We start from the raw sequence: 19,304 nt of genomic DNA on the forward strand, positions 1-19,304 counted from the left end.
CGGTTAAACGCTATGAAAATCATCTCAGTATTTGAAAAGAGCCATAAGCTCATTTTGAATCTGACGATTCATTGTGAATCGAAAGTTACTATCCATTTGTTCAGTTTTCAAGGAACTTGTATGTCCGTTTTCTGTTGATGTTTGTCAACCGGACAGGAATCTTATCATATCATGTTAACTAACTTACTGTCAACACTTTATTTTCGTCACCGTTCAAATGATTTCTCCAATCATTCGTTTGAAGCGACAAGAAATAATATAACACGTAGCGAATTATTTAGCAAGCATTTTTAATCAACCTTTTGATATCATGATATCTTCATCTACGGTGTCTTGTTTCCAACCTGTATTCGACAGATTAGCACATTCTCTGAACAAGTGAAAGGCTACCCTTAAAGTGCATTACATACATAAAGAAATAACTCATTTTTATAAATACTCCCTTCTATAACCACAAGTAATAATGATCTAGATGAGTTTTAGTTAGAGTACTGATCATGATAACGTTCCCTACCCTCCTGTTGGTTTGAAGAAAGTGATCCAAAAACTCTATAATAAGGTATATAGATATAGAGATAAGGCTAAGCAGTCAAGTGTAATACTTTCATAAGTAGCCCATGAACAATCGTATAACCATCTCGCATTGCACCTTTACACAGATCACGTACTCCATTCACAGCTAGCTATTACATATCAAAGTTCTGAATAAACTCATTACTAACCTATATGGGGTGATCGCACTTGAAACAATGGTTGAAGAACATGCGTAAAGGTTACGGCAAAAAGTTAGTTTCCATCCATGCCTGGAATGCCTGGATTGTTGTAATCCTTGCTATATCGGGTCTTATGCTGGTAGGTGGCTTTTGGCGAGAGATACTCGGAATCGGACGTGTGTGGTTAAAATGGCTGCATATCATCGTTGGGTTAGCTATGCTAGCACCCGTGGTATATTACTTGATTTTGGCCGGAAAGCACTGGAAGCAGCTTCGAAATAGACCTTGGCAAAGGATGAACACCATCATTGTTCTTACGCTGCTGGTCGGGTGGCTACTCTCGGGTATTGTATTATGGCAGTTCAAGCTAGCTGGACCTCGATGGTCGAATGCTGCACTTTTGATCCATGACCTGCTGACTTGGGTGGGCTTACCTTATATTATCTATCACTCCATCACTCGGACCAAATGGTTAAAGGACCCTTCACGTCGTGCGTTTAAAACCACTACAACTTCAACACGAACTCAAAATACAACGGAGACAACTGCTGAAACAGACGAAAAGGATACGATAGCAGCAGTTTCTTCTTCCAAAACCCAGGGCTCCAAGGTGGATCCGATTAAGAAAGCAGAGCGACCACAACCTGTGTATACACGTCGAGCTTTCATCCGTTCTGCTGTAGGCATTGGCCTCGCTGTGACTCTTGGACCTACATTTATATCCTGGGTTGGGCGAAATCTCAAGATCGATAACAGTATTGATAGTATGCTGGAGAACGATCCTAACCGTATGATTCCTTTACCACAACCGCTGTCTGCCTCCTCACCTCCCATTGGAGGCGGAGCTGAAGGTCATTTCCGCGTATATACGGTTACGCCTATACCGTCCTTCTCCAATGCCAACTGGTCTTTCCGAATTGATGGACTGGTTGAAAGAGCACAGGTTTGGAATTGGGAACAGTTCGTGAAGCTCGCGCGTACCGTACAGGTTAGTGATTTCCACTGTGTAACGGGCTGGTCTGTATATAAGAATACCTGGGAGGGCATCTCTCTTGCACAGCTTTTGAAACAAGCCGGGGTCAAACCGGAAGCTCATAGTGTGAAGTTTTATTCCGGTGACGGCGTGTATACGGATGCCATTACGATGGATCAAGCGCAGATGGACGATATTATGGTCGCTGTCATGCATGACGGCAAACCGATCCCTGCTGATCTTGGCGGTCCGGTAAGGCTGGTCATTCCTCAGATGTATGCCTATAAATCGGTAAAATGGTTAAATCGCATTGAACTCATCGACAGCGAACACATTGGTTACTGGGAAGAGCGAGGATATGATAAGGATGCCTGGCTTACAGGCGCATCTCAGCGCATCCCTAACAATTTAAGCGGATCATGATCAATTAAGACTGGTGAGTGTTCATTCGTTGTAAAATCATTCAGCTACACAGCAAAAGCCCCCGACCACGTATTCGTGTCTTCGGGGGCTTTCTGATATGAACTATTTTGCTAATTCATCCTCTAACTCTGTGGATTCAAAAGACGTACAAGTTCGTCCTCATCCTCAATCGTAGGAATACCAAGATCATGGGCTTTGGTTAGCTTACTACCTGCCTTCTCTCCGGCAATCACCAGATCTGTCTTTTTCGACACACTGCCTGTCACCTTCGCTCCGAGCGCTTCCAGTCTTTGCGTCGCCTCTTCCCGCGTCAGTTGGTGCAGGGTTCCGGTCAGTACGACGGTTTTGCCACTGAAGAAGGAATCTTCCACAACAGCAACCGCTGGCGCCTCAGGTGCCTGAGCTTTTACGCCCAAGTTTAGCATTTTCTCAATCGCAGCCTGTGTAAACGGATCTGCAAAGAAAGTTACGATGCTCTCCGCCACGATACCACCGACGTCGGGTAGTTCAACCAGTTCTTCTACGGTTGCATTCATAATGGCGTGCAGATCTCGGTAATGATCCGCAAGCATGCGCGTGGTCGATTTACCTGTGTTCGGAATACCCAGTGAGTATAAGAAGGAAGCTAGGTCTCTATCTTTACTAAGCTCAAGCGCAGCGATAAGATTGTTCGCTTTCTTTTCACCAAACCGCTCCAGCTTCACCAGATCATCAAACTGTAACGTATACAGGTCGGCAGGCTCACGTACGTTCAATTCGTCATATAGCTGAATCGCTGTTTTCTCACTGAACGTCTCAATGTCCATCGCATCCCGGGAAGCAAAGTGGGAAATACGTGCCACCGTTTGCGGTTTGCATGCCAGTCTGTTGTTACAGAACAGATGCGCTCCACGTTGCTCCAGCGGGAACCCACATGCAGGACACAGTTCAGGGAAGACTATCTCCTCGCCATCACTCTCCTCTGTCACTTTACCCAGAATCTCAGGAATGACGTCATTGGAGCGACGGATAAAGACCCGTGTGCCCAGAGCGAACTTCAGATTTTTGCGCTCAATATCGCCGACATTGTTCAGAGTACAGTTCTGTACCGTTACTCCGGCTAGTTCAACCGGTTCTACGCGTGCCAGCGGAGTTACTTTGCCAGTACGACCCACATTCCATACCACAGCGTTAAGAACCGTCGTGGTCTCTTCAGCCTCGAATTTATATGCTACCGCCCAGCGAGGGAACTTATCGGTATAACCCAACACTTCGCGGGTGCGCATGTCCGTAATTTTGATAACAGCTCCATCGATCAGATAGTCCAGTTGACCCCGGTTCTCTTGAATCGCAGCCAGTTGCTCCATCACATCATCAAACTCTTGGAAGTACGTGATAGATGGATTCACTTTGAAGCGGTTCTCACGCAGGAAGTCCATCATCTGCTGATGATTGGCAAACTGAATGTCATCCGAATAACCTACATTATAAAAATATGCATTCAACCGACGCTCAGCCGTCGCCTTCGGATTCAGGTTGCGGAGTGCTCCCGCTGCTGCATTACGCGCATTCTTGAGTGGCTCTGCAGCTGTCTCATTGTATCTATCCAGGACAGACAGATTCATGATGCCTTCACCCTGTACTTCAATCGTGCCACTTGTGTAAGGAATTTTGAGCGGAACAGATCGGATCGTTCTCACCTGTGCCAAAATCCCTTCGCCTATCGCACCGTTACCACGAGTAGAGGCTTGTACCAACTCACCGTTGGTGTACGTCAGGTTCAGCGTCAATCCGTCAAACTTCAACTCAATGACATAACCCGGTTCCGGTAAAGGCGTATCGGGATTTTTACTGTTAAAGTCATTAATCAGTTTCAGTACACGGGTGTTCCAGCTACGCAGCTGCTCAATATTCTGTGCTTTGTCCAGACTCCATAATGAGGATAGATGGCGATGAGGGGTAAACCCCTTGAGCAGTTCGCCACCCACACGCTGGGTTGGAGAATCAGGCAGAACCATGCCGCTTTCCTGTTCCAGCGTAACCAGTTCGTCGTACAGAAGATCATACTCCTTGTCGCTGATCTGTGGCTGATCCATCGTGTAGTACTGATAATTATGCTGGTTCAGCTCGGTAACGAGTTGCTCCATCCGGTGCATTGGGTCCATACAGGGCCATCCCTCCGTTAATTTAATCTATATATGTAGAACGAACACTCCTATTGCACGTGAACTGCGATAACAGAAAAACGTTCCATCGTTGATATCACTACATAATTTCAATGAATGAATATCCACACTGACACTCCGATAACAGAATAACTTTCCGATCGCTGTTATCCCCGGATTTCTTTTAATCCATTTTAAAAGGTGGAAATCCGGGGATAAAGGCGAACGCTATGCTTCTTCAAGTTATTTCTGCTCTCTCCGTTATCGTGCAAAAGGAGGTTTCGTTCTTATTCTACTTTGGTAATAGGGGCAAAGCCGGCAAGCAGACGTTTCACACCAACCGGAGCCGGGAAGGCAATCTGCAGTTCGGTATCATTACCTGTCCCTTTAACTGCAACAATCGTGCCTGTCCCCCATTTGCCATGCTGCACTTTGTCTCCTGCCTTGAACCCTGCTTCACTACTAGAAGCTGCCGGCTTGGAAGCAGATGATGGCGTAGAATATGTTGGGCGGGTGACACTTGTGGTCACACGCGAAGTTGGCGTGGATGAGGTAGCGGATGAACCGCTCTTACTTTGGTGATCGAATAGCTTGGTGCCACCACCGAAGTTACTTCCTCCACTAGAACCTAGTCCGCGTCCACCATATGAGCCGCCTCCGCTACTGCCTCGGCGGTAACGATCACGAGCCATCGAGGTGTCTTCCTTCAGCTCATCCGGAATTTCATCCAGGAAGCGGGAAGGCGGGTTCGCTGTTGTACGTCCAAACAAGGTACGCATCTGGGCACAGGACAGGAACAGTTGCTCTTCCGCACGCGTGATTCCTACATAAGCAAGTCGGCGTTCTTCTTCCAATTCTTCATTGTCCATAAAGGCACGGCTATGCGGGAAGACTCCTTCCTCCATACCTACGATAAAGACAACCGGGAACTCCAGACCTTTGGCGCTGTGCATGGTCATCAGGGTAACAGCGTCGCTCTGATCCTCTTCATCATCGTTCATGCTGTCGATGTCAGCAATCAATGCCAGATCGGTGAGGAACGACACGAGCGTTTTGTCTTCATTATTTTTCTCAAATTCCATCGTTACCGACAGGAACTCATCAATGTTCTCCAGCCGTGCGCGAGATTCGAGTGTGTTTTCATTTTGCATCTCAAGACGGTATTGACTCATCTCAAGAATCTTCTCAGTCAGTTCAGTGACAGACAGATACTCTACCATCTGATGCAACGCAGCGACCATGTCATAGAACTCCACCAGCGCATTCCGCGTACGGCCAGCAAAACCAAGATCATCTACGACCTGAAGTACACGGAAAATAGAAATTCCACGCTCTCCTGCCGCAGCCGCAAGCTTCGCTACCGTTGTATCACCGATGCTACGCTTAGGTACATTAATGATCCGGGTAAGACTGATATCATCGTCGGGGTTGGATAACAGGCGCAGATAAGCCAGAATGTCCTTGATCTCTTTACGATCATAGAACTTAATGCCGCCGACAATCTGATACGGGATATCAGACTTGATCAGAATTTCCTCTATAACCCGGGACTGGGCGTTGGTACGGTACAAAATAGCATGGTTCTGATAGGATTTGCCGTTCTTCACATTTTTACTAATCTCGGAGGTAACAAAATACCCCTCATCATGTTCGGAATCCGCACGGTACACCTTGATCTTCGAACCACCCTCTTTGTCCGTCCACAGTTTCTTCGGTTTACGCCCTGTATTCAGGCCGATCACTTCATTCGCTGCATTCAGGATATTGGAAGTAGAACGATAGTTCTGCTCCAGCAAAATCGTATTTGCTTCAGGGTAATCTTTTTCGAAGTTCAGGATATTGCTGATATCCGCCCCACGCCAGCGATAGATCGACTGGTCGCTATCCCCTACAACGCAGATGTGGTGGTGGCTGTCAGCGAGCATGCGGCACAGCATGTACTGTGCACGGTTCGTATCCTGGTATTCATCAACGTGAATGTACTGGAATTTCTTTTGGTAAAAGTCGAGGACCTCAGGCACTTCTTTGAACAGTTGAATGGTCTGCATAATGAGATCGTCGAAATCAAGTGAGTTGTTGGCTCTTAACCGTTTCTGGTACATCTTATATACCTTAGCCACAATACCTTCGAAATAGTCTCCCGACTGCTTCTCGTATTGCTCTGGACTGATCAGTTCATTCTTGGCCGTACTCATCATCGATTGAACTGCTTTGGGTTCGAATTTCTTGGTATCGATATTCTGATCTTTCATACAGCTGCGAATAACAGATAATTGGTCCGAAGAGTCCAAAATACTGAAGTTGGAGGTAAAACCAATACGTTCAATGTCACGGCGCAGAATTCGCACGCACATGGAGTGGAAAGTGGATACCCAAATGTCGCGGCCTTGTGAGCCACCTACGAGTTGGGATACCCGGTCTTGCATCTCACGAGCGGCTTTGTTCGTAAATGTAATCGCTAAAATGCCCCACGGGGGTGCTTTCCGTGTTGCAATGAGGTAGGCAATCCGGTGTGTTAGCACCCGGGTCTTGCCGGAGCCCGCTCCGGCCATAATCAGTAGCGGGCCATCCGTCGCCTCGACGGCTTGCCGTTGAGGGGTGTTAAGTCGTGCAACGGCATCATGTATATTTATAGGTTGCATGCATGCATGCTCCTTTCGTTGGTTGGTCTATAAAGCAAAATTAATAGGTTACACTTGCCACTCCGATGACAGAATAATCTTCCGATCGCCGTTATTCCCAGATTTTTTAATTTACTTTTTCAAAGGTGAAAATCCGGTAATAAATGCGAGCACTTCGTTTCTCCAGCTTATTTCTGTCCTCTACGTTATCGTGTAAAAATTAGTTTAGCTTAAATTTAAGGGCAGTAAAAATACAAGAGAGAACACTTTCTTCAGATTGCTTCTGCACTCTCCATTTCCGTGTAAACATAGTCCCTGTATACGAATTTCTTTAGTAAAAAAAGAACAAAATCAGGTAATAGAAGTATGCTTAGGAATTAGCTTTCTTACAGAAAGCTTTTAACGAGCATTTCGTTTCTCCAGCTCACTTCTCTCCTCTTCGTTCTCGTGTAAACGACATTACGCTTATATAACTTCTTTAATCAGTAAGGGCAAAGTTCTATTTTAACAGATCATCAGGGGAAAATGGGGGATTGGTAAACTAAACCGATTAAATGGTTCCTTTCACGGCCAACACCGTCTCAAGTGCTTTATTCAAATCGCTGTACACAATGTTACCTACCACGATGGTGTCTGCCACCTGGGCAGCTTGCGCGGCTTTCTCTGGATCATCAATTCCGCCGCCGTAGATAAGGTGTGCCCGATCCAATTGTCTGTGTGTCTCACCAACAAGCTCCATATCTCCGAACATTCCGCTGTACTCCATGTATACAATTGGAAGATTGAGCAGACGCTCCGCAGCCTGGGCATATGCCACCGCAGCTCCTGTCGTCAGATCCGTATCTGCACCAGTCAACCGAGCTACCGTGGAGTTTGCATTGAGCACAATATAACCCTCGGCAATAAGTAGATCCCACGGGATGAGATAACCATAACGCTCTATCGCTTGCTGGTGGTGCCCAATCATCCATTTGCTGTCCGTTGCATTCAAGACCATCGGGATCAAATATCCGTCAAACCCGGGAACAACAGCCTCCAGATCGGATACTTCAAGCACACATGGCAACTCATAACGACGCACACGGGACATCAGGTCTACCGTGTTATCATAGGTAATTCCCGAAGATCCGCCGACTATAATCGCATCGGTCCCCGACATGCAGACCAGATCAAGTTCTTCGTCCGTAATGTCCCGGTCCGGGTCAAGCTTAAATACATGTCTCCACTGCTTAATCATGTCTATCAACGAACATTCCTCCAGAGGTTCTTCTGCATCCTAGAAAGCTTGTAAACTAAGTCTAAGTCAGCAGGCAGCGAGTGTCAATGTTCGTATAAAAAGGGGAACAGAAAAACATGTATTTTTACGGTTTCCAGGCAAAACGTGTATTCATTTCATCCAACTCTTGCTCCGTAAGCACGTCAGAGTATACCCCGTACACGCCCCATTTCTCATAGTTAGCCACCTGTTCAGTGTCATTGATGGTATGCACGTAGGTGACTGAGCCTGCACTATTCAGCTTGGCAACGAAATTCTGGTTTACTTTATATTCCGGCATAGTTACGGCATCAATATCATTCTTTTGTACAAAATCAACAACCTGAGCTTCTGTATCCTGTGTGGCATATAATGTATAGATAATAGAAGGGAATGCATAGACTTCTTTCACCGTTTCGAGCATCGGTTCGTTATAAATCTGTACAACCACCCGATCCAGCACGGAGGGATCATGTTCTTTGGCTGCATCCACCAGGGACTGTAACACCTGCTGAATATCCTCATCCTTCTGTTCCTTGGTGTCAGTTACGATATACATATCCGGGTACTCAACCAGTACATCTATAATGCCGTCGGCATCCATGGGTTGGTACATGCCTAAAATAGGCGTATTCATAAATTCATAATGTGTCAGTGCCCCGGCTTGTTTATCCTCCGGAAGCTCTTCGTCTTGTCCTAGCATTTTGCTCATATTAGCGGTCCATTCATGTCTGGCTACGGCTTTGCGATCCGAGGTTAACATAAAGTCGATCTCAAATACACGTGTGCCTTTCTCGTAATTGGCAATCATCGCTTCATAGGCGTTGGTATATGGTTGATCACGAATGCTACCCATGGCATGGGCTATTAATCTATAAGCGGTAAATCCGTCCCGTTGTTCTTCACTCTGGCTTTCATAGGCGAAAAAGAGTGTGCCCACGGTAACGATCAGTAATGTTAAAACGGCGGTTATGCGTTTCATATAGCATTCACATCCTCAGTACCTTTTTGTTAGCTAACTACCCGAATTGAGTAGGTGCAAAACAAAATAGCCGCCCGGAGGCGGCTGTTAAATGGTGGGATAGACTATGGATATTAATAACGTACGTTGATGCTCTCAGTCTGTTTTTTGCACACTCAACTCATTCAAAAATGCAATCAATGCCTCACGCCAAGGTCTCAGAGGTTTCAGATCGTTCGTTCGAATCGCCAGATGATCCATTACAGAGTATGCAGGACGCGGAGCTGGACGTGGAAACTGATCGGTTGTGCATGGGTTAAGCTCGGCCGTTGGCTTAAATCCACCCTGCTTATTCGCTTCTTCGCTAATGGCCTGTGCAAACTCGTACCACGTGCAAGTTCCCGAGTTGGAAGCATGATAGATACCATATTTTTCACTAGCGGAAAGGATGTAGATGAATCGCGCAAGATCCACCGTATAGGTGGGTGAGCCTTGTTGATCATGAACGACTTGCAGTTGTGGACGTTTCTCCATAAGTTCCAGCATGGTTTTGACAAAATTACTGCCAGATACGCCAAACACCCATGATGTTCGAATGATAAACCACTGCGTACACAGACTTTGAACCAACCATTCTCCCGCTAGCTTGGACTTGCCGTACACACTCTGTGGATTCGTTACATCGTACTCGCGGTAAGGTAAACTCCCTTGTCCGTCAAATACATAATCGGTACTGATATACACGAGCTTCGCATTCACACTTTCAGCAGCAACGGTAATATTCCTAGTGCCTGATACATTCACAGCGTATGCTGCGTCCTCATCCACCTCAGCCTGATCGACTGCCGTGTAGGCAGCACAGTGAATAATGATGTGAGGCTGGAACGTCGTAATCATGTCTGTACACTGCTGTTGATCGGTAATGTCCATCTGATTTCTATCACAGGCCAGTACTTGAAGCCCCTCTGCTTGGAAGGTCTTCACCACATCATAACCCAGCTGTCCCGCCGATCCAGTCACCATAATTCTATAGTTCATTGGGACGAATCACCCATCCGCTTACCGTACTGAAGCTGGACATAATCCTGATATGCGCCTGATTGAATTCTCGTCCACCAGTCTTGATGATTCAGATACCACTGGATTGTCTCTCTGATCCCTGTCTCAAAGTTATGTGCAGGTTTCCAACCGAGCTCTGTACGAATTTTGGTTGGATCTATACCGTAACGCCGGTCATGTCCCAAGCGGTCCTGTACATGTTTAATCAAACTCGCTGGTTTGCCCAGTTGCTCCAAAACAGTCTGCACAATATACATATTAGTACGTTCGTTATTACCGCCAACGTTATATACCTCACCCGATTGTCCATTGTGAATGACAAGATCAATCGCGCTACAGTGATCCTCGACATAAAGCCAGTCACGAATATTGAGCCCATCACCATATACTGGGATGGCTTCATCATTCAATGCACGGGATATAATCAGCGGAATCAGTTTCTCCGGGAATTGAAAAGGTCCATAGTTGTTGGAGCAACGTGTAATGTTTACAGGAAGTCCAAAGGTTTCATGGTAGGCTCTTACAAGCAGATCCCCACCAGCTTTACTGGCAGAGTAAGGACTGTTAGGCATCAAAGGTGTATCTTCAGTAAATAAACCTGTTGCACCTAGTGATCCATACACCTCATCCGTCGATACCTGAACAAACTTGGTGACTTGATACTTCTTTGCCGCATCCAGCAGAACCTGAGTACCCATCACATTGGTACGGACAAAAATATCCGGGGACAGAATACTGCGATCTACATGAGACTCGGCAGCGAAATTCACAACCACATCGATGCCTTGAGCAAAAATAGCTTCCATCTCCTGTACATCTGCAATATCGGCTTTGATAAATGTATATTGAGGATTCGACTCTACCGTATGCAAATTCTCCAAATTCCCCGCATACGTTAATGCATCCACATTGATAATTTCATAACTCGGATGTTCACGAAGCATATATAGCACAAAGTTGCTGCCGATAAATCCGGCCCCACCCGTAACCAGTAGTTTCATGCTGTCTCTCTCCCTCTGCCTCCAGATACAGAAGTATCTGAGGAGTCTGTTTAATTAGTCGAAGTTTAATTCGGCATCTTTCAATAAAGGATGCTTCTGGTCCTTCTCCGATAATATAGGTTTCGTCACAGGCCAATCAATGGCGAGCGCAGGATCATTCCATAGAATTCCACGGTCATGTTCAGGCGAATAATAGGCGTCTACTTTATAAGTTACCTGAGAATGAGGTACCAAGGTACAGAATCCATGAGCAAACCCCTGAGGAACAAGCAGTTGCCGCTGGTTGTACTCACTTAGAATGAAACTTTTCCATTGTCCAAAGGTTGGGGAAGATTTCCGCACATCCACAATTACATCATATATAGCCCCAGATATAACCCTCACCAGTTTGGTCTGCGCCTTGGGATGAAGTTGGTAATGAAGTCCACGCAGAACACCAGCTTCTGCCGACAAGGATTGATTGTCCTGAATAAAGACGTGTTGTATCCCATTCTCATGCAAGACCTGTTCATTATAACTCTCCATAAAATATCCACGATGATCACCATAAACCTTGGGTTCCAAAATGGCTGCGCCATCCATAAACAGCGGAATTACCTTCATGACATCCCTCCGTTTTGCTGTTGACATCATTTCCTCATATTGACTATGTATATGTAAGGTGTCGGGTAATGGTTTGTTCATTGGCCTGTATAACCCTCATAATTAAACTTTCATAAAATAAATTAAAGCCCAGCCGCGATATCATTCTTCGGCTGGACTTCGAGGGCAAGCAGAAAACTATTTATTGATTCTTTACGACCTGTTCCAAATACTTCAAGAGATTTTCCCGCAGATCTGGGCGCTGCAATGCGTAATGAATCGACGTTTCAATAAAACCTAACTTCTCACCTACATCATGACGGAGCCCATCAAAGTGATAAGCAAGGATCTGACGCTGCTCATTTAAACGGGATAAGGCATCCGTGAGTTGGATTTCTCCACCGACGCCAGCAGATTGTTGACCTAGTATCTCAAAGATATCCGGTGTAAGAATGTAACGTCCCATAATAGCAAGGTTAGAGGGGGAATCTTCGGTCTTCGGTTTTTCAATTAAGCGGCGGGCACGAAAGACACGTTCATCGGTACGGGTCAGCAACTCTCCGTCCACAATCCCGTAGCGAGACACCTCATTCCAATCGACAGGTTGTACACCAACGATTGGAGACTGCAGCTCATCGTAAACTTCGATCATCTGCTTCAAGCAGGGATGGTCCGCTTCCACAATATCGTCCCCTAACAGGACGGCAAAAGGTTCGTTGCCGATAAACTTGCGTGCACACCAGATGGCGTGACCAAGTCCCTTCGGTTCCTTTTGACGGATATAATGAATGTCTGCCATCTCGGAGGGTTTGCGTACTTCGTTGAGCAAGTCCCACTTCTGTTTACCAGCCAGATTTTGTTCCAACTCGAATGAATAGTCGAAGTGATCTTCAATGGCCCGTTTCCCTTTACCCGTCACAATAATGATATCTTCAATGCCAGAAGCTACGGCTTCTTCAATAATGTACTGGATCGTCGGCTTGTCCACGATGGGTAACATTTCTTTCGGCATCGCCTTGGTGGCAGGCAAAAAACGGGTACCCAGCCCTGCGGCTGGAATAATTGCTTTACGAATTTGCATACGAACCTACTCCTTTTGCTAGATACATATTTTAATATATTTAATGATTCTGAGTTCTAGGATGCTTGGACTCCATTATACCATCAACAATTCGCGGATATCCTGTTCGGATAAGGTCGTCGATCCCCCGTCTCCCGGTTCGATCACTTCGGCAATTAAGTCCTTCTTCCGCTGCTGGAGTTCCAAAATCTTTTCCTCGATCGTACCTTCGGTAACCAGGCGGATGACTTGCACCACTTGTTTCTGTCCCATACGATGGGCACGGCCAATGGCTTGTTCTTCCACCGCGGGATTCCACCATAGATCATATAATATAACGGTATCTGCGCCCGTTAAGTTTAGCCCTGTTCCCCCAGCCTTCAGTGAAATCAGGAACAATTCAGCTTCGCCCTCATTAAATCTGCGGCACATCTCGACGCGGCTCTGTGCAGGTGTCTGACCATCGAGGTAGAACAGGTTTCTCACCTGTGCTGCGAGTGTCTGACGAATCAGGTTCAACATGCTCGCGAATTGGGAGAAGATGAGAATACGTTTGCCTGCCGCCAAACAATCCTCGACCGTTTCGAGCAACTGTTCCATTTTCCCGGAATCGCCTTGGTACCCTTCGACAAAGAGGGCCGGATGACAACACAACTGACGCAAACGCGTAATGCCTGCCAGAATTTTGATACGATTCTTCTGGAATCCGTTATCCTCCATGTCCTTCGATGCTTCATCCTGAAGCTCAGAGAGGTACGCGGCGTACAGTTTCTTCTGTTCAACCGTAAGCTCTGACCGCTGTACCGTTTCAATGCGATCCGGCAATTCTTCCAGCACATCCTTCTTCAGGCGGCGCAGAATAAACGGACGTACCATTCGCGAGATCCGTTCTGGAGGAAGATCGCGGAATCTTCTGTAACTTGGAAACAACCCAGGGAATACGGCTTCAAAAATGGACCATAATTCATCCAACGAGTTCTCCACAGGCGTACCTGTGAGTGCAAAACGGCGCGGAGCCTGAATTTGTTTGACCGCCTGCGCTGTCTGGGAAGAAGCATTTTTAATCGCCTGAGCTTCATCCAGAATGAGCGTATGGAATGTTCGGCCCAGGTACGTCTCTAGATCCCGGCGTAACAAAGGATACGACGTCACAATCACATCTGCCTCATCCATACCTGACAGCATACTAGCTCGCTCTTCTTTCTGACCTGCTGCGATTAGGACTTTCAGATGCGGGGCGAACCTCGTAAACTCATTAGCCCAGTTATAGGTCAGCGAGGCAGGCGCCACGACCAGTACCGGAGGATGAATGACCCTCGTTCGGATTGTCAATCCATCCTGCTGCACCGTGGACCATAAGCCCTCTGTATTCTCTGAAGCCAACTTATCCAATGGGAGTCCAGTTTCGGGATCGATGTCGGAAGTCGCCCACGTTTCACCGTCCCATAATGATCCGCTCTCCCGGTATTTATCAACGCCCGCATTGTCCACATTGTACTTAGGCTTCTCCTGAAGAACCGCTGTGATATAGGCGATGCTTTGCAACGTTTTGCCAAGACCCATATCATCCGCGAGAATGCCGCCAAAACGATAATAAGCGAGGGTACGCAGCCACTGGTATCCGCTGTTCTGATAATCCCGCAGGATGGGAGTGAGAGCTTCCGGCAATGCAAAATCCATCCGCTCGGGATCTCGCAGATCATCGAGGAAACGTTTCAGGGAGCCTCCCCACTTCACATGACCGGAAACCTCATCCCTGCCTGGCAATTGTAACGCTCGCACAGCTGGCAGCCGGATATGGCTGCTCTTGATGTCATCTGCTCCAAGGCCCAGTGAATCGGCCATATGAGCGAAACTGTCTGCACCTTCATTTTCAAGCGACAGAAAGACACCGCTCTTGAGACGGAAATACGGTTTCTTTTCCACAATGCGGCGCATGAGTTCCTGAAGCTCCTGCTCGTCCACACCTTCCATCTCGAATGAAATCTCCAGCCAGTCCAGTCCTCTCCCCAAATCTGCTCGTACTTTCGGCGGTGTTGGATAGGATTGCACCATCGCCTTCACGGCGTTTGGCATATAGATGTCTACCTGTTTTTCAAGCTCAGGCAAGAGATGATACATGACATCATAGATGGCATCTTCCCGTTCGCTCGCCCAGACACTACCATCACGTTCCAGGAAAGAACGATCGAGCCGTTCAATCAGATTTCGCTCTTTGTATCGGTCACGCACCAAAATAACCTTTTTCTCTTCTTCATCTATCAAGTACTCTGCCAGCGGATTAATAACCATGACCTCATAGTCGAATTCCAGACGCGCTGTGATCCGTTCACGATAGAAGTCGATGTACAGCTTCGGTGAAAGTTCCGGTTCCGCGATCTGTTCACGCACCTGTGAATCAATGGACAGATGTCCGAGCGTACGCAGTTCTGGCACGACATGCTGAACAAACTCATCCACCTGCTGGGTCGAAATATCAATGCTTTCCTTGATCCCATATGAAGTGAGCGCCGCACTCAAGTCCTCCAGACTTCGCATCTGCATCGGCTCCAACATGTGCAACTGCCCTTCCACTACGGCAGCATCATAAGCAGGGAGAAGAATCAACTCACGCAGTCCGGAAATTTCAAGTTGATATCCTTCGTTCGCTCCCTGGGCAATTCGGTAAAATAAAGGAAGTACCCCCTCACCCAGTGTGAGTGGTCCATTGGCAAATCCCGTGCCTTCCATCCGGCTGTCAGCCTGTAGCAGCAATTCCAGCAATGGCTTACATACGAGCGGAGCAATTAAAATATCACGTCCATCTGAAACTCCCAAATAACCGGAAATAGATTGGCGATATGCCTCCTCACTCTGTCTCATTCGAATAAGCATCGAGAGAATGGCCTGATCCTGCGGAGTGAAAACATGCATCAGTGGATCATAGTGGAACAGTTTGGTAAATGACATCGGCTCGCCCTTCTCAATGCAGTTCAGGAATTGTTTCACTTTCTGCACCACATACAGACGTTTGTTACCCACTTTCAATTCAAGAGCGAGTTTCCCGCCACCCTTGTGAACTTGTATCAGCTTGCATATAAACTGAACCTGCAACTCTTCACGTAAGGAGGATCGGCTGACAGGAGCGGTGTATTTACGGTCATTACCATGCAATGGTCTCCGTTCCTTGGCAAACATGGACAGAATTTGATCCGCCGTACGATAGGAAGGTTTTTCTGCAGAACGCCCCCACCCCGAAGCTGAGCTTGGACGACCTGCCTGGGAAAAGTGAACCGGAGGACGCTCTGGAGCATCATTACGTTGCTCTTGTTGTGAAGAAGACTGGGGTCGCTCCCACATGCTCTCTTCGACCAGCGTCCCTACCCTGGACTTGGAACCTGAGCTGGAACCAGGTCCTTGGCCTGTAGAAGACTGAGATGTCTTTCCAGAATCACGCGTGGCATTACGCTCCTGCTGCTCGCCCCATTCGTGAATAGCCAACAGAACAGCAGCCACATGTTTACAATAGTCATAATGCCTGCCATCACCCGGACAGCTGCAGCCTGCCACAATCTCACCCGATCCATCTACATCCACCGTCACCTGATAACGCTCCGATCCACGTACCTGTGCCTCGTAATGGAGTTGATTTTCACTGACCACCAGATTGGTCACCCTGCCAGATTGGTTATAATCTTCTCCACGCTTGAATGCCGTGACCCCGCACAGCAATTTGATATCCATGATTGTGAATGGCGCCACGCTTCTTCGCCTCCTGTGTCATGATGTAAAAAAACCCCAAGAGCTCCTTAAAGCAGAGTTTGGGGTTGCTTCATACTTGCTTGTAAATGAAGATGTAACATTCAATCCGTTTATTTAACCAATTGACCACGTGTAACGCCTAGTTGGTTCGTTGCTTTTAGTGTTTTCCACACTTGTGTACCACTGATCTCACCGCGCAATGCACGGTTGTATAGATCAATTACTTCGCGCACCTGCTCCGGTGTCTCTTCCAGGAATTCCACACGGTAACGGGATACACCCAGATCCATAAAGTTAGTCAGATACTCGGCACCTGACTGTTCCACGGCATTGTATACCGTATTGCGGCAACCTTCATCCACACGTACCGGGTGAGACATGCCGATCCGGTCTTGCAGGGATGCACGCTGTTCCTCACAAGGACGTCCACAGTTCGTAAAGTCCGTTCCTTCACTCATGAACGTACAGTACACACAGTGCTCGGTGTGGAACATCGGCAGATGCTGATGAATAACCACTTCGGTCTGACTTGTACGGGAGTGGCCCAGCAAATCAACCATTTGTTGAATGTTCAGGTCATAGGATGGCGTAATCCAGTCACATCCCGCTTCTAGGAACAATTCAACTGCTTTGTGATTGGCGATGTTCAATGAGAAGTCGCCGATCAGTTCCGGGTGCTTCGCATCCGGGTTTTCCATCCGGTGACGAAGGTAGAAGTACAGCGCGCCTGTATTACGCACCAATACCGCATCCGGCTTCAGACGCAGGATGTTATTGTGATATCCGTTCTCCCCAGGCATGTGAATACGCGGTGTTGCCAGCGCGATCTTGCGACCAGCGGCATGTACAGCTTCCACGGCTGCCGGGAACTGCTTGATAAACTCGAAGTCGGCATAGATCATGCCGATTCCTGCTTCAATCGCTGCCTCCACTTGTGGCAGGCTGCGACAGAGCGCGGTCAGTTCTGCTTGACCGCGAGCGACTGGAGATGCCGGTTTAACCGAATCGCCGTACACATCTACCGCCCGTTTCACGTAGACCGGCGGTTTAGGACGCTCGCCCGCGAGTTGTTCTACCGCCTGACGGCGAATGTTATTCAACTCGCGCATTGGGATGATAACGTCACCGTGCAGGTTGACGTCCATTCCTTCCAATTGAAATACTGTGCCTCCCAGACGTCCGAACTGCTCTTCGAGCAATTCATGTGTCATTGGACGCTTCTGGGCGATGTCCAGTTCCATCTCGGAATCAATACGGACGGTCGTGCCCTTCTGCACGTCTGTCCACCACGTGCTGAGCGGCTGCCCCGGGCTGCCGATAACTTTAACTTTTACCGGGAATACGCGGTACGGCTTCTCAGTCTCGAAGCTTTGACGCAGACGTTTGTCCAGCGCCGGGTCATTCGTTTTCCACACTTTGTCGCCAACCTTCACGCGACGCAGATCCACGTCACTGCGGCCTGGCACAACGTCAACGATCCAGCCCTCTTCAGCTTCGCCTTCGAGTTTTACGCCTTTGCGACGTACATCGTATACGCGTCCGCCCTCTTCCTTCTGAGTCGGGTCTCCGGCGTCAAATACGATCCCGTCTCCACGTTTCACAGGTGCATCCAGCTTCAGGACCACACCATCGCGCAACACTTGATCTACACGACCGAGGTAGACACCACGACTTTTCGGGAACGTTCCATCCACCAGTTCTTTATTGTTTGTACCGCTCAGGAAACCATGCGTGAATCCACGGGAGAAGCTTTGCTGTAATTCGCGAACTTCTTCCTTGCTTGGCGGTGTGTTATCTCCATCAAAATAACGGTCAATCGCTTTACGATATTTGCTTACTACGTTTGCTACGTATTCCGGCGTTTTGAGACGTCCTTCAATTTTGAAAGAAGTTACTCCTGCTTCGATCAGTTCCGGCATCAGATCAATCGCTGCCAGATCCTTCGGAGACAACAGATAGGCTACATCACCCATCGGCTTGTGCACTCCATCCACCATCAGGTCGTATGGAAGACGACAAGCTTGTGCGCACTCCCCACGGTTCGCGGAACGTCCTCCCCACATTTCGGAAGTCAGACACTGCCCCGAGTAGGACACACACAGTGCACCATGAACGAATACTTCCATTGGAAGCTTCGCCTGCTCACCGATCTTCTGGATCTGCTTCAGGTTGTTCTCCCGTCCCAGAACGACACGTTCCATATCAAACGGCTTCGTAAACTCAACCGCTTCTGGTGACGTAATCGTCATCTGTGTTGAACCATGAATCGGAAAATCCGGAGAAATCTCGCGGATCATCTTCACCAAACCCAAGTCCTGAACAATTACAGCGTCCACGCCAGCATCGACACATGCATCAATCAGTTCTTTGGCATCCGTCAATTCATTTTCAAAAATCAATATATTAAAGGTCAAAAAACCTTTTACGCCATAACTGTGCAAAAACGCCATAATTTCCGGCAGCTCGTCCATGCGGAAATTGTTCGCCCGTGCCCGTGCATTAAACTTTTCGACTCCGAAGAAAATTGCATCTGCGCCATTGGCTACCGCCGAACGCATACAATCCCAGTCACCAGCGGGTGCCAGAAGTTCAACGTCTTCTCTTCGTATTGTTGCTGTTTTCATGTAGATCCTCCCCATAACCGGCTATCCGCCGGATTTCATCCCTATATCCTTAAATGCCTGAAGTCACCAAGCCTAAACCTGTACCTAATCCGGTACACCTGCATTGTCACTGTATTGCTATATCTATACATTATGTCTGTATTGCCT

The 19,304-nt window shown here is 47.6% G+C and carries 11 protein-coding genes; 1 reads left to right on the forward strand and 10 read right to left on the reverse strand.

Going from position 1 to position 19,304, the window contains the following annotated elements:
• The first annotated feature begins 741 nt into the window (after positions 1-741).
• A complete protein-coding gene (locus tag OM416_RS27910; RefSeq protein WP_264934939.1) occupies positions 742-2,109 on the forward strand; it encodes a molybdopterin-dependent oxidoreductase in 1,368 nt (455 codons plus the stop codon).
• 122 nt (positions 2,110-2,231) lie between these two features.
• Here OM416_RS27910 and ligA read toward each other — a convergent pair whose 3' ends face one another.
• The 10 genes from ligA to OM416_RS27960 all read right to left on the reverse strand — a co-directional run bounded on the left by ligA (position 2,232) and on the right by OM416_RS27960 (position 19,157).
• The gene (ligA, locus tag OM416_RS27915; protein WP_264934941.1) at positions 2,232-4,253 is read right to left on the reverse strand and encodes an NAD-dependent DNA ligase LigA; all 2,022 of its coding nucleotides are present in this window, start codon (positions 4,251-4,253) and stop codon (positions 2,232-2,234) included.
• Positions 4,254-4,540: 287 nt separating this feature from the next.
• A complete protein-coding gene (pcrA, locus tag OM416_RS27920; RefSeq protein ID WP_264934943.1) occupies positions 4,541-6,895 on the reverse strand; it encodes a DNA helicase PcrA in 2,355 nt (784 codons plus the stop codon).
• Positions 6,896-7,424: 529 nt separating this feature from the next.
• Positions 7,425-8,120, reverse strand: a complete 696-nt coding sequence (locus tag OM416_RS27925; protein WP_264934945.1) for a heptaprenylglyceryl phosphate synthase — start codon at positions 8,118-8,120, stop codon at positions 7,425-7,427.
• Between the two features lie 115 nt (positions 8,121-8,235).
• Complete coding sequence (locus OM416_RS27930; RefSeq protein ID WP_264934947.1) at positions 8,236-9,111, reverse strand: phosphatidylinositol-specific phospholipase C/glycerophosphodiester phosphodiesterase family protein; 876 nt, start codon at positions 9,109-9,111, stop codon at positions 8,236-8,238.
• Between the two features lie 135 nt (positions 9,112-9,246).
• Entirely contained in the window at positions 9,247-10,128 is an 882-nt protein-coding gene (gene rfbD / locus OM416_RS27935) for a dTDP-4-dehydrorhamnose reductase (RefSeq protein ID WP_264934949.1), read from the reverse strand.
• Complete coding sequence (gene rfbB, locus OM416_RS27940; RefSeq protein WP_264934951.1) at positions 10,125-11,150, reverse strand: dTDP-glucose 4,6-dehydratase; 1,026 nt, start codon at positions 11,148-11,150, stop codon at positions 10,125-10,127. Before rfbB ends, rfbD begins: the two co-directional genes overlap by 4 nt.
• Positions 11,151-11,204: 54 nt before the next feature.
• Positions 11,205-11,753, reverse strand: a complete 549-nt coding sequence (rfbC, locus tag OM416_RS27945; protein WP_264934953.1) for a dTDP-4-dehydrorhamnose 3,5-epimerase — start codon at positions 11,751-11,753, stop codon at positions 11,205-11,207.
• A gap of 181 nt (positions 11,754-11,934) precedes the next feature.
• Entirely contained in the window at positions 11,935-12,813 is an 879-nt protein-coding gene (gene galU, locus OM416_RS27950; RefSeq protein ID WP_264934956.1) for a UTP--glucose-1-phosphate uridylyltransferase GalU, read from the reverse strand.
• A 75-nt stretch (positions 12,814-12,888) separates the two neighbouring features.
• Positions 12,889-16,533 carry a DEAD/DEAH box helicase gene (locus OM416_RS27955; RefSeq protein WP_264934958.1) on the reverse strand — a complete coding sequence of 1,215 codons (3,645 nt, stop codon included), beginning with the start codon at positions 16,531-16,533 and terminating at the stop codon, positions 12,889-12,891.
• A 110-nt stretch (positions 16,534-16,643) separates the two neighbouring features.
• The gene (locus OM416_RS27960; RefSeq protein WP_017692029.1) at positions 16,644-19,157 is read right to left on the reverse strand and encodes a U32 family peptidase; all 2,514 of its coding nucleotides are present in this window, start codon (positions 19,155-19,157) and stop codon (positions 16,644-16,646) included.
• Positions 19,158-19,304: the final 147 nt, after the last annotated feature.

This window comes from Paenibacillus sp. LS1 (assembly GCF_026013365.1).
In the GTDB taxonomy this organism is placed as follows: domain Bacteria; phylum Bacillota; class Bacilli; order Paenibacillales; family Paenibacillaceae; genus Paenibacillus.

Bases quoted from the DNA above. Each gene is read 5' to 3' on its own strand.
- galU (WP_264934956.1), bottom strand. From the start codon at position 12,813: ATGCAAATTCGTAAAGCAATTATTCCAGCCGCAGGGCTGGGTACCCGT.
- ligA (WP_264934941.1), bottom strand. From the start codon at position 4,253: ATGGACCCAATGCACCGGATGGAGCAACTCGTTACCGAGCTGAACCAG.
- OM416_RS27930 (WP_264934947.1), bottom strand. From the start codon at position 9,111: ATGAAACGCATAACCGCCGTTTTAACATTACTGATCGTTACCGTGGGC.
- rfbD (WP_264934949.1), bottom strand. From the start codon at position 10,128: ATGAACTATAGAATTATGGTGACTGGATCGGCGGGACAGCTGGGTTAT.
- rfbC (WP_264934953.1), bottom strand. From the start codon at position 11,753: ATGAAGGTAATTCCGCTGTTTATGGATGGCGCAGCCATTTTGGAACCC.
- OM416_RS27960 (WP_017692029.1), bottom strand. From the start codon at position 19,157: ATGAAAACAGCAACAATACGAAGAGAAGACGTTGAACTTCTGGCACCC.
- rfbB (WP_264934951.1), bottom strand. From the start codon at position 11,150: ATGAAACTACTGGTTACGGGTGGGGCCGGATTTATCGGCAGCAACTTT.
- pcrA (WP_264934943.1), bottom strand. From the start codon at position 6,895: ATGCAACCTATAAATATACATGATGCCGTTGCACGACTTAACACCCCT.